This window comes from Calditrichota bacterium, from assembly GCA_020637445.1.
Lineage (GTDB): Bacteria > Electryoneota > RPQS01 > RPQS01 > RPQS01 > JABWCQ01.
The window spans coordinates 12,802-25,137 of sequence record JACJVZ010000002.1 but is presented as its reverse complement, the minus strand read 5'-3'; the positions used below and the strand labels follow the sequence as shown (position 1 = coordinate 25,137).

General features: G+C 52.8%; 10 protein-coding genes. 7 read left to right on the top strand and 3 right to left on the bottom strand.

The window, feature by feature from the left end:
* Positions 1–413 precede the first annotated feature (413 nt).
* The 3 genes from H6507_07990 (at position 414) to H6507_07980 (ending at position 4,603) form a co-directional block, all read left to right on the top strand.
* Positions 414–1,724 (top strand): T9SS type A sorting domain-containing protein, encoded by a 1,311-nt coding sequence (locus H6507_07990; GenBank protein ID MCB9369028.1) that lies wholly within the window; start codon positions 414–416, stop codon positions 1,722–1,724.
* Positions 1,725–2,049: 325 nt separating this feature from the next.
* Positions 2,050–2,733 (top strand): response regulator transcription factor, encoded by a 684-nt coding sequence (locus H6507_07985; GenBank protein ID MCB9369027.1) that lies wholly within the window; start codon positions 2,050–2,052, stop codon positions 2,731–2,733.
* A gap of 94 nt (positions 2,734–2,827) precedes the next feature.
* Positions 2,828–4,603, top strand: coding sequence for a PAS domain-containing protein (locus tag H6507_07980; GenBank protein ID MCB9369026.1), 1,776 nt, complete (start codon positions 2,828–2,830; stop codon positions 4,601–4,603).
* Between the two features lie 91 nt (positions 4,604–4,694).
* Here H6507_07980 and H6507_07975 read toward each other — a convergent pair whose 3' ends face one another.
* Together H6507_07975 and H6507_07970 are read right to left on the bottom strand one after the other, a co-directional pair.
* Complete coding sequence (locus tag H6507_07975) at positions 4,695–5,204, bottom strand: DUF1211 domain-containing protein (protein ID MCB9369025.1); 510 nt, start codon at positions 5,202–5,204, stop codon at positions 4,695–4,697.
* A complete protein-coding gene (locus tag H6507_07970) occupies positions 5,201–5,275 on the bottom strand; it encodes a DUF1211 domain-containing protein (protein ID MCB9369024.1) in 75 nt (24 codons plus the stop codon). The genes H6507_07975 and H6507_07970 overlap by 4 nt, the downstream gene beginning before the upstream one ends.
* A gap of 282 nt (positions 5,276–5,557) precedes the next feature.
* Here H6507_07970 and H6507_07965 point away from each other — a divergent pair, with 282 nt between their 5' ends.
* The 4 genes from H6507_07965 to H6507_07950 are packed head-to-tail and all read left to right on the top strand — an operon-like array spanning position 5,558 to position 11,896.
* A complete protein-coding gene (locus H6507_07965; protein MCB9369023.1) occupies positions 5,558–6,532 on the top strand; it encodes an ROK family protein in 975 nt (324 codons plus the stop codon).
* Positions 6,529–7,584 carry a carbohydrate-binding family 9-like protein gene (locus tag H6507_07960; GenBank protein ID MCB9369022.1) on the top strand — a complete coding sequence of 352 codons (1,056 nt, stop codon included), beginning with the start codon at positions 6,529–6,531 and terminating at the stop codon, positions 7,582–7,584. The genes H6507_07965 and H6507_07960 overlap by 4 nt, the downstream gene beginning before the upstream one ends.
* Before the next feature lie 23 nt (positions 7,585–7,607).
* Positions 7,608–8,864 carry a sugar MFS transporter gene (locus tag H6507_07955; protein MCB9369021.1) on the top strand — a complete coding sequence of 419 codons (1,257 nt, stop codon included), beginning with the start codon at positions 7,608–7,610 and terminating at the stop codon, positions 8,862–8,864.
* Positions 8,865–8,878: 14 nt separating this feature from the next.
* A complete protein-coding gene (locus H6507_07950; GenBank protein MCB9369020.1) occupies positions 8,879–11,896 on the top strand; it encodes a glycoside hydrolase family 92 protein in 3,018 nt (1,005 codons plus the stop codon).
* Positions 11,897–11,969: 73 nt separating this feature from the next.
* Here the strand turns inward: H6507_07950 and H6507_07945 are convergent, their stop codons facing one another.
* Positions 11,970–12,335 carry a diguanylate cyclase gene (locus tag H6507_07945; protein ID MCB9369019.1) on the bottom strand — a complete coding sequence of 122 codons (366 nt, stop codon included), beginning with the start codon at positions 12,333–12,335 and terminating at the stop codon, positions 11,970–11,972.
* Position 12,336 lies beyond the last annotated feature (1 nt).

The following is a 12,336-nucleotide window of genomic DNA, read 5'->3' as shown; positions in this document are numbered from 1 at the left end:
TTCCCAACCACATATGTATAACCTCTGTACTAACCGGTCGCCAAGAACAGCATGGCATTATTCCTTATTTTATTCGTACCTATAAAGTACGGTAGAGCTTTATGTTTGTCAAGTGTTTGCCTAACATTTCTGCACTTGAACGGTTAGGAGTTTGGCACATTAGAGCCTGAAACTTCTCCTTTGTGCCTCTTCTTACGGGATTGTAAAGCTCTCCAAAACGTGCAACTTTGCACGAACTCCCATATATTGAGGAGTTGTCACTCTCTACTTTTTTGGTGGTTGCCATGAGACAATGTCTCATTCTATATGTGCTACTCCTCGTGCTTCCCGTTCATGCGCAAACTTTTTCTGCTTTTCTTTCAAGGATAAATTCTGCGCCAAATGCTGAACGTCCCGCTATAGTCGACAGCTTCATGGCAGCGGTTCCGGGATTTCCCATGATCGAGGAGACGGATCAAGTCCATTTCTTGTATCGGGCCGAGGCCACATCTGTCATGATCCCCGGGGATATGAACAACTGGTCTCCCGATTCCGATGTGATGACTCGCATCTCGGGCACAGATCTTTGGTATCGCAGTAAGTTGCTTGAGCACGATGCCCGCTTGGACTACAAATTTGTCGTAAACAACTCAAATTGGATTCTCGATCCGCTTAATCCGAACACGGTGACGGGCGGCTTTGGTCCCAATTCAGAGCTGCGAATGCCCGGTTTTGTCCAACCCCTCGAAATTATTAACTACCCTGACATAGACCACGGCTCCCTGCGGGACACCATGTTCACCAGCGAGTTTCTCGGCAATACCCGCCGCGTTCGGGTCTATACTCCCTTTGGATATGATCCGGATAGCGACTGCTATCCGTTTTTGTTGGTCCATGACGGACTGGATTACATCAACCTTGGATCGGCTACCCGCATTCTCGACTATCTGATCTACCACGGCCAGATCACACCTCTTATCGCAGTGTTCGTTCCGGCGGTCAACCGCAATCCCGAGTATACCGGCAATCAACAGGCCGCATTTGGTCGGTTTATCACCGAAGAGTTGTTGCCGTGGATAGATGAAGAGTACAACACCTGTTCGGCTCCCCAAAGTCGCGGCTCAGCGGGGGCCTCAAATGGTGGAAACATATCACTTTGGCTGGCAGTCACCTATCCTGAGGTCTTTGGTTTGGTGCTCGCCCAATCCCCGTTTGTCCAATCTTCGATCACCGATACCTTGGCGATCCGCGATGACCTTGGTTTGAAGTTCTATCTCGACATCGGGACCTATGACATTCCGCAGCTAATTCCTTTGACCGAAAATCTGCATGAGTTGCTGCAAACGCAAAATTATCAGCAGTTTTACCAATTTCACCACGATGGTCACAGTTGGGGCAATTGGCGCGCCCATTTCGACGAAGCTCTGCTTTATTTGTACCCCGCACAGACCAGTTCGGAGCCGCGCACCGGTGAGCTTGCCGACGAATTTTCACTAAGTCAGAATTTCCCCAACCCGTTTAACCCGTCAACCACGCTCACTCTGAACCTCACCCGCCGAAGCTACGTCAGCCTTACTGTCTATAATCTGCAAGGGCAAGTCGTAGATACGTTGGCAAAAGAGGTTCTTGAATCTGGCAGCTTTGATTTCGTATTCGATGGAGCGGGTTTACCCTCGGGAATCTACTTTGCAAGACTTACAGCCGGACAAATTACTCAAACCGTCAAGATGATCCTCCTGAAATGAGACAAAGTATCAGAAAATGATGTAAATAATTAAAAATAAATATTTTGTTGAATACACATCGCAAATTGCATGTATGCCGAGAAATGTCCAGCTATGGCAAAGCCTTTTGCAAGAAGTCGCAAATCAAATCGCAAAACAATAAAAATCAATAGATAAAATCGACAGAAAACTTTGCACAAATTTTTGTCTTGGTCACGCCTTGATTTTTCCAACTTTCTAACTACTAAAATTATCGCGGCGGTATTTCCTAACACGCTCACACTTCTTTCACAATATTCTATTACTCTTGGGCGTTTCATTGTCCCACCTTTACATGAGTGATAAGATGAAGAATACCGTATTGGTTGTTGAAGACGAGCACGATATTCGCGCCCTGCTTGAGTACAATCTAACACGGGACGGATTCAGTGTACGCGCCGTCGAAACAGGTGAACAGGCTCTTTCAGCCGTCACCACCATGCCGCCCGACCTGATTCTCCTCGACCTGATGCTGCCCGGAATTGACGGACTTCAGGTCTGCCGCAAATTGAAGTCAGATGCCACCACGGCCAACATTCCGATCCTGATGCTCACAGCAAAAGATGAGGAATCAGACGTCGTGACCGGACTTGAACTGGGTGCCGATGACTATGTCACCAAACCCTTTAGCCCCAAAGTCGTGGTCGCCCGTGCCCGTGCCGTCCTTCGCCGACTGAGCGAAACCGCGCATGGCGAGGACGAAGTCCTGAATTTCAGCCAATTGACCATTCACCCGGGACGTCATGAAGTCTTGGTGGATGGCAGATTGGTCGATCTCACAAATTCCGAATTCCGTATTCTCCACCACATGGCGCGCCGTCCCGGCTGGGTTTTTTCCCGCTACCAGCTTGTCGATGCCGTCCATGGTGAAAAGCACGCGGTGTCCGATCGCTCGGTCGATGTGATGATCGTCGGACTGCGTCGCAAACTCGGGGATTGTGGAAACTACATCGAAACCGTCCGCGGCGTAGGCTACAGATTCAGACCGTAACCGTTTGCAGCAGCGGGTGGAGGGAGGAAGACCTTCTTCCAGCGGTCATACTGCCGAAACCTGAGCGCCCGGCCGGATTTAGAAATGGTCGCTAATGGCCCGCACCAAACCCCTTTTTAGCAGACTTTACATCCCGTATGTCGCGGTCGCCATCGCGACGCTGGTCCTCTTACTCTTCTTTATTGGAACAGCTTTCCGCCGGGCGGAACTCCGGCAACTCGAAAACAGTATTGAAAATCGAGTTGATTTGATCCGTTTGCTCGTTGCAAGCGAGCTGCCCACTGCTTCGACCGAACAACTTCAGAACCTGCTCCAAGCCCATGCTCGAGCAGGTTCTTTGCGTTTGACCCTGATGGACAGTTTGGGCAACGTTACCGCCGAATCGGACACGCTGCCGTCCGCCATCCCGAATCAGAAAAACCGCGCCGAAGTCGCCGCCGCGCTTCAAGGCAAGACCGGCAAGTCCGTTCGGCTGAGCCACGAATTCAGACGCAATTTCTCGTTCGTCGCCATACCCGTTTATCAGTCCGGGCTGTTGGTGGCCGTCCTCCGCGGCGGTGAACGAGTCGAAGCCTCCCGCTGGGACCTCTTCTGGAGCATCGGCAGGCTGATTGTCATCTCTGTCCTGCTGATTATGTTCGGGACCGTCCTGATTTTCTTGGTCGTCCGCCGGATTGCCACTCCGATTGAAACGATCAAACAGGGGGCCGACCGCTTCGCGGCAGGCAAGCTCGATGAACTTATTGAAGAACCGGACACAACTGAACTCTGTTCACTCAGCCGCGCCTTGAACAACATGGCCGTCGAACTCGACGACCGCATTCGCACCGTAGAACGGCAGCGCGAAGAGCAGAACGCAATTCTCGCCGCCATGATCGAAGGCGTGCTCGCCGTGGACCGCGAAGGCCGGGTCATCATGTTGAATGCCGCAGCCGCGCGACTCTTTGAAGTCGACTCCGAGCGCGTCAAAGGGCGGCTGATCGAAGAAGCCGTCCGCAGCACGGATATTCAACAGTTCGTCAATTTCACACAACGGGCTTCTCAACCCGTCGAACGCGAAATCGTTCGTTTTGACAACAAAGAGCGCATCCTGCAGCTTCGCGGAACACCGATTCTCGACCTCGGAGAAGTCGTAGGTGTCTTGGTCGTGATCAATGACGTCACTCAAATTCGCAAACTTGAAGTCACTCGCCGCGATTTCGTGGCCAATGCCAGCCACGAATTGAAAACTCCCGTCACGGCCATCATGGCGTCCATCGAAACCCTCCGCGAAGGGGCAATCGACAACCCGCAGGATGCCGAGCGGTTCTTGGACATCATTGCCCGTCAAGCCGACTACTTACAGTCCATTATCGAAGATCTGTTAAGTCTTGCCCGCATCGAACAGGCTTCCGAGTCGAACAAACTCGCGGCCGAAGACACTCCAATCCTGCTCATCCTGCAAGATGCCATAGAGGCCACAGCCACGGCTGCGGATATCCGGGGACAGAAAATCGAAATAGACTGTCCGCCCAACCTCCGTGCTGCTGTCAATGCCTTCCTGATCCGGCAAGCTGTCATCAATCTGATTGACAACGCTTGCAAATACAGTCCGGAGAACACGGCTATCAAAGTCTCGGCCAAGCAGGAAGCCAATTGCCTGATGATCGAAGTCGAAGACCAAGGTCCCGGCATAGCAGAAAAACATCTTTCGCGGATTTTCGAGCGCTTCTACCGCATCGAAGCCTCGCGCAACCGCAAGTACGGCGGCACCGGATTGGGCTTGGCCATTGTCAAACACGCCGCACTTGCACACGGCGGCAATGCCGATGTCAAAACCGAGCTGGGCAAAGGCAGCACATTCTTTATCCGCGTGCCCCTAAACAGATAGCCGCAAGCAGATTCTTTGGTCTTCAGTAAACAAAACCCGCAGAGCATTCTGCGGGTTTTCTTGTAGAGTCGAACTGCACTCACGAACCATGTTACTCTGAGGCAAATGTCCGTCCTTCAATTCGCCGGTCAGGAATGACCCAAATCAAGGCCACCAAAACGTAAATCGCCACGGCGATCCAAGAATTCCAGAAGGCCGCACCGAGTGCGATCGCATAGAAAACGACGGAGAGTTTGCCCTTAACATCCCTGCCGACGGCCTGGCGCAGCCGTGAGTTCGGCGTACATCCCAAGGTCAATACTTTGACCAATATTCCGTAGGCAACTCCGGCCATGAGCAAGACGATTCCATACAGCATCACCGGTTCGCGGGCGAAGTGATTCTCGGCCATCCATCCCGTGACAAACGGAATGAGAGACAGCCAAAACAGCAAATGCAGATTCGCCCACAGCACTCCTCCCGTGACTCGATCCGTGAGATGCAGCAAATGGTGATGATTGTTCCAATAGATTCCCAAATAGACAAAACTCATCACAAAGGTCAGGAAAAACGGCACGACCGGCATCAAATCCGCGAAAGATGTGCCGTGCGGGACTTTCATTTCCAAACCATAATCGTGAGAATGATCGCAATCACTGCATCGCTGAAGGCTTCAAGCCGGGAAGTTGACATGTATCGAATCCTTTTGTGGGAGTTCGGGCTTGTGACAGATGTCCGACGAGAGGCGCCGGGATTACAGAAGTTGCTATTTCCAATAAGTTTATTTCCAACCTGACTCGGAGTTCATCCAGTTCCAGATTTTTGCTTCAGCGCCAAGTCAGCAAAAAACTCCTGTGTCATGCCAAAATATAGAAAAACTTTCGTTGATTAATAAAGGATTAAATAATACATTCAAACATCTGCTTAAGTCTTCCTGCCTCAGCATTCTCAACCAGAAAACTTGAAATCTCCCTTATGACCCCCGTTGTTGCCGGGATTGACATTGGCGGAACCAGCGTCGTCTTCGGCCTTGTTGACCGGTCCGGAAATTGTCTCGCAGATGGCAAAATTGCCACGTCGGACTTCCCCGAGCCTCACGATTTTGCCGCCGCCATGACCGACGAGATTCGCAAACTGCTCGCCTCCCGGTCAGATTTGTCTCTAACCGGAATCGGAATCGGCGCTCCGAACGGAAACTACTATCGCGGAACCGTCGAATATGCTCCGAACCTCGCTTGGAAAGGTATCATCCCGCTCGCGGAAATGTTTCGCGAGCGTTTTCATTTACCTTCCGCGTTGACGAACGACGCCAACGCCGCGGCCATCGGCGAGATGCTTTTCGGCGGCGCGCAAGGAATGAAAGACTTCATCGTCATCACTCTCGGTACGGGAGTCGGCAGCGGAATTGTCAGCGGCGGTGAATTGGTCTACGGTCACGACGGTTTTGCCGGCGAAATCGGACACACAATCTACGATCCAAACGGCCGCCAGTGCAACTGCGGACGTCGCGGCTGTCTCGAAACCTACGCGTCAGCCACAGGAGTCTGCCGAACTGCGCGTGAGCTGCTTGACCGTGATTCACAACCTTCCGAGCTGCGCGGTCTCTCTGGATCGAATTTGACAGCAGTTGCTATTGCGGAAGCCGCCTCGCGTGGAGACAAAATTGCGCTCGAAGTTTTTGAGACCACCGGCCAAATCCTCGGATTGAAACTTGCCGACTCCGTCGCCTACACAAGTCCGGAAGCAATTTTCCTGTTCGGCGGACTCGCCAACTCCGCTAATCTCATTTTCGAGCCGACATACCGTTGGATGGAACACTACATGTTGAATATCTTCAAAGGCAAAGTCAAACTTCTTCCGTCCGGTTTGAAACAAGGCAATGTCGCCGTCTTGGGAGCCGCTGCATTAATCTGGAACGAGCTGAGTAAAACAAGCGAGAATGCAGGATGACAAAACTCTTCTTGATCTTGTTTCCGCTCGTGCTATTCGCCGCCCCATTACCCAAGACGTACAATTGTCTTACGGTCCCGGTATCGTCGACTCCGGCCATCGTTATCGACGGCAGGCTCGACGACGAAGCATGGACCGCCGCGGCATGGAGCGACGATTTCGTCGATATCGAAGGAGCCAAGCAGCCTGCTCCCAATCTGCGTACACATGTGAAAATGCTTCGCGACGACGTCTATCTCTATATCGGCGCCGAACTGCAAGAGCCGCATGTGTGGGCCACGATCACCGAACGCGATCAAGTTATCTTCCATGACAATGATTTCGAAGTCTTCCTCGATCCCGACGGAGACAGCCATCAATACGGTGAATTGGAAATCAATGCTCTCAACACGCAATGGGATCTCTTTCTTCCGAAACCTTACAAGGACGACGGCCACGCTCTGAACGAATGGAACATCGAGGGGCTGCAATCTGCCGTACATATTGACGGCACGCTGAATGATCCCTCGGATATCGACAGCGGTTGGACGTTGGAAATTGCGCTGCCGTGGCGCGGTCTCGAAATGTGCAGTCATTCGTTCAGCCCTCCGGAGTTAGGCGATTGGCGCATCAACTTCTCGCGTGTGGAGTGGGACTCCGAAATCAAAGACGGAAAGTACCATAAGATTGAAGGTCGTCCCGAGCACAATTGGGTCTGGTCGCCGCAAGGAGTAATCGACATGCACCGCCCCGAAATGTGGGGCGCGGTCGTGTTTGCGGATTCGTCGACGCAAACCTCCGTATCGATCACACCCGGCAGTTGGCGGCTCAGCGAAATAGCCCACGAGATCTACTATTCTCAACGCGCGTTCACGAAGCAATACGGTTGGCCAGCCACGGCTCTTGCGGAATTGGGAATCTCGCTGAAGCCTCCGTTGTACGCGGAAATTCTCCCGTTGCCAAAAGGCTGGATGGTTCACGTCGACATGCTGGAGGACAGCACACACTATCTCGGCGCACTGATTCGGGATGACGCTCTCTTCATCAGCAAAACTTTTTCCGGCACGCCCTGAAATTTATCACACCGTACTTCTCCATGCAAAACTCCTCCTACAAATCTGCGTTTGCGATCGTGACCATTTTGTTTTTCATGTGGGGATTTCTGACCTGCCTGAACGACATTCTTGTGCCGCATTTGAAGCCCGTGTTCGACTTGAACTACACCAAAGTGATGTTCATTCAATTCACGTTTTTCGCTGCTTATTTCTTGATGTCGATACCGGCGGGCAAAATGATCGCGCTGATCGGCTATCAACGCGGAGTCGTTGTGGGGTTGGCCTTCGCGGGAGTGGGCGCGCTGCTTTTTTACCCCGCGGCGGGAAATCTGTCTTATCCGCTCTTTCTCACGGCGTTGTTCGTGCTCGCAACCGGCATCACCGTGCTGCAAGTCGCCGCCAATCCCTATGCTGCCGTGCTCGGCAAACCTGAAACCGCTTCGAGCCGTTTGAATCTTGCCCAGGCCGTCAATTCGCTCGGTCACACAACGGCTCCTTATCTCGGTGGGCTCTTAATCTTGGGTACAACTCTTTCCGCCGAACAGCTTTCTCTGCTTCCTGAGTCGGAACAATTGGCCGCAAAACTCGAAAAGGCCGCGTCGGTTCAAATGCCGTACTTGCTGCTCGCGGGTGCGTTGTTTGTCTTGGCAATCATCATGGCGCTCGTGAAACTGCCCAAGATTCCCGTCGTAGAAGACGCCGAATCAAAGCACGCGCGACTCAGCGACGCTCTAAAATACCGTCACCTTCGCTTGGCCGCTGTCGGAATATTCCTGTACGTCGGCGCCGAAGTTTCGATCGGAAGTTTTCTCGTGAACTTTCTGGGTCAGCCCGATATCGCGGGGCTCGTGGAAGCTGCCGCGGCCGGTTTCGTATCCTACTATTGGGGCAGCGCCATGGTGGGCCGCTTCATTGGCTCGGCGCTGCTGCAAAAAATGAAACCGCGCTTGGTACTCGCCGTCGCCGCGACATTCGCGTCTTTGCTCGTATTTGTCACGATTCTCTCATCGGGACACGTTGCGATGTGGACGATTCTCGCCGTCGGATTCTTCAACTCGGTGATGTTCCCCATCATCTTCACGCTTGGCATCGAGGATCTTGGACCGCTAACCAGTCAAGGATCGTCGGTGCTCGTCATGGCAATCGTGGGCGGCGCAATCATTCCCGTCCTGCAAGGTGCGCTTGCGGACACAATCGGCATTCACCAAGCCTTTATCTTGCCTGCCGTCTGTTATCTATACATTATCTATTATGCTGTAAAGGGCTCGCACCATCCCGTAGCGCCCGCGGCACGATAGCCCGAGGAAAAGTCATGAAAGTCTCAGTATTTATTCTCGCCGTTCTCGTTTCACTCACGGCCTTCGCCGCATCTTCAGTCACGGAGTTTGTCGATCCACTGATCGGCACCGACGCGCACGGCCACACGTATCCCGGGGTGACGTTGCCGTTTGGTTTGGTGCAGCTTTCACCGGACAATGGCAAGAGTGGGTGGGACTGGTGCTCAGGCTATCATTATTCATGCGACACGCTGGTCGGATTTAGCCATTTGCATTTGAGCGGGACCGGTTGTGCCGATCTTGGTGACATCCTTTTCATGCCGCGATCTGGTCTCGCCCAACCCAGCGAACGAACCTTTGCCACGTTTTCCCACGACCACGAAACAGCACACCCCGGTTACTATTCAGTAACACTCAACGGCGGCATAAAAGTCGAGCTTACGGCGACTGAACGGGTTGGTTTTCATCGCTGCACGTTTTCAAATCAGCAAACTGAAGGAATCGTGATCGACCTCGGGTACGGTCAAGACGATTCACCCGTCAAAACGCAATTCACCGTTGAAAACGACTCGACGGTTTCAGGTTACAGAATCTCCGCCGGATGGTCGCGCGAACAGCACGTCTATTTCGTGGCAAAATTCTCGCAGCCCATCCACAGCTATTCGATTTTCGAAGACGGCGATCACACCGTCGACGGCAACACCGTCACGGCCAAGCGCTGCATCGGCACGCTCGATTTCGGTGCGCCGTCTGGTCAACCATTGTTAATCAAAGTAGGCATTTCGCAGGTTTCCGTAGACGGAGCCAAAAGCAACCTCGAAAAAGAAGTTCCACATTGGGATTTTGACGCCGTTCGCGAAGCGGCTCATCAAACATGGGATCGTGAACTCGGCAAAGTCGCAGTCGAAGCCATGAACGACGCCGACAAGCGCACGTTCTACACCGCGCTCTATCACAGCTTGCTTGCGCCGACTCTGTTTTGCGATGCCGACGGAACCTATCGCGGCGGCGACGGTCAGATTCATCGCACTCAGAGTTTCAAAAACCACTGCACGTTCTCGCTTTGGGACACCTACCGCGCCGCGCATCCGCTCTACACGATCCTCGAGCCGGAGCGCGTGCCCGATTTCGTCAACTCGATGCTCGCCTTCGAGCGCGAGAGCGGGCTTCTTCCCGTGTGGAATTTACAGGGCTGCGAAACGTGGTGCATGATCGGTTATCACTCAATTCCCGTGATCGCCGACGCGTACCTAAAGGGCTTTAGAGGTTTCGATCCTCAAGAAGCGCTGCGCGCGATGCAAAAGAGCGCGTACCAAAATGAGCGCGGCTTGCAGTTCTACAACTTGGTCGAGTCGAAACCCATCCGCGAGAAAATGGCCGAACTTCGTTTCGGTGCGCAATCGCCGCCTGACTCGCTAAAGCAAAAAGCGGCTTCGCATGCTCCGTTCTTGCGCGGCTATGCGAAAAGTCTCGGCGGCCAAGTTATAAACTATCACTCGTCATACGAATACGTCAAAGATGCGTTGCTCGTCCGCGCGACCGACGGTAATATGCAGATCGAATGGCAAACGGAGCCTGTTCCCGCAAACCTCGAATCCGATACCGTCACGTTCGTGTGGGTCGCAGGGCTTTGCACGTTTCGCGGTGGCCATCGCTTCGATCTATACGGCGACGGTGAGCAGTGGCTAAGTTTTCAGTCCGCACGCGACACGACAGAAAAGTTCTGGAGCGCGTCCGGCGAAAACGGCGTAACCCTCACCTTCTTGCCAACCTATCTCGACGTGTTCGACGACTTCTTCGGCGAAGCGTACTTAACCGTTCCCGCAAAACTTCTGAAACCCGGACAACCACTGACTCTCCGGGTTGTCGGCGAAAACGGCGGCAGCTCGGATTGGTACATGACTTTCGAACACGCGACGAGTGACACGGTGACCATCGTACAAGAATATGCTTTGGCGGATTCGAATGGCGACGCCTATCAAATTCTCAGTGTGCAAATTGAAACTTTGGAGCCCGTTGAGTCTCAGGAGTTGCGAATCGAAGTGGATGGCCGCACGCCAATCGTCGAGAGCATCGCTGCGCTGCCACCCGGATTGACGATCATTGACGTCCCCGTCAAAGCGGTTTCAAGGGCCACTCCGGCCAACGTGATTCTTGGTTCGTTCGACGAAACCATTTCATTGCGGCCCGTAGAACCGTATGGCTACATTCCCGCCGACGAGGAACGTGAGTCGGTTTCCAAAACTCTCGAGTATGCCTATGACGATTGGTGTATCGCGAAGACGGCCGAAGCATTAGGCGAACGGGAGACCGCACAAAAGTTTTTCGCGCGTTCGGATTATTATAAGAATCTCTTCGATCCCGAGACACATTTCATGCGTGGCCGCAACTCCGACGGAAGTTGGGTAAGTCCGTTCGATCCGCGCTTCGGCACAGAAAAACAGCCGCAATACACGGAAGGCAACGCGTGGCAGTACAGTTGGTACGTTCCGCAGGATGTCGCGGGCCTAATCGAATTGCACGGCGGGAAATCAAACTTTGTGAATAAGCTCGATTCGCTTTTCGATCACGATTCGGATTTGGACGGGCTAGGAAATACCAGCGACGTTACCGGATTGATCGGCTTATATGCTCACGGTAATGAGCCGAGCCACCACATAGCCTATCTCTACAATTACGCCGGCGCACCGGAGAAAACTCAACGGCGTGTGCGGCAAATCATGCGCGACTTTTACACTGATCGTGTTGACGGACTGTGCGGCAACGAAGATTGCGGCCAAATGTCGGCGTGGTATGTCTTCAGTGTGATGGGTTTCTATCCTGTAAATCCCGCCGATCAAACATATCAAATCGGCACGCCGCTGCTTAAATCCGCTTCGATCAAATTGGGTGACAAGACTTTCAATATGATTGCGAACGACCTGTCCGAAGAAAACCTCTATGTCCAATCCGTCACGATGAATGGCAGTCCGGTAAGAGACAACATGATTCGTCATGCAGACGTCGTCAACGGCGGGACACTCGAGTTTCAAATGGGTCCGCATCCGAAATAAGCGTCGCCCAAGTTTTGCAAATGAAAAAGGAAGGCAAAAGCCTTCCTTTTTTTGCGTGAATTGGATTCAAAAGTCATTTGCGCACAAAATGCGGCATTGATTCAGGAATCTGCAGCGACAACTCGACGAACCCCTGATACTCACCGTCGCGATACCATGGCGTTTGGTAAATCAATTTCTTCACGCCGTTCTTCTCAATCGTGTACACGTTTTGCGTCGCGTGCTTGAGCATCACGGAAAGCTGCGAGCGCGACGGTTCCGGATGGCAGTCCAGCACGTTTGTGCCGATCAACTTCGAGCCGCCGTCCGTCGCAAACGTCGTCTTCGCCCTGTCATTCATGTCGACAATGATCCCCTCTCGATCGCAAACCGTGATTGAAATCGGCAACTCGCTTGACCAGTGCGGCTCGTTTGTTGGAGTGTTTTTTGTTTGTGCCATC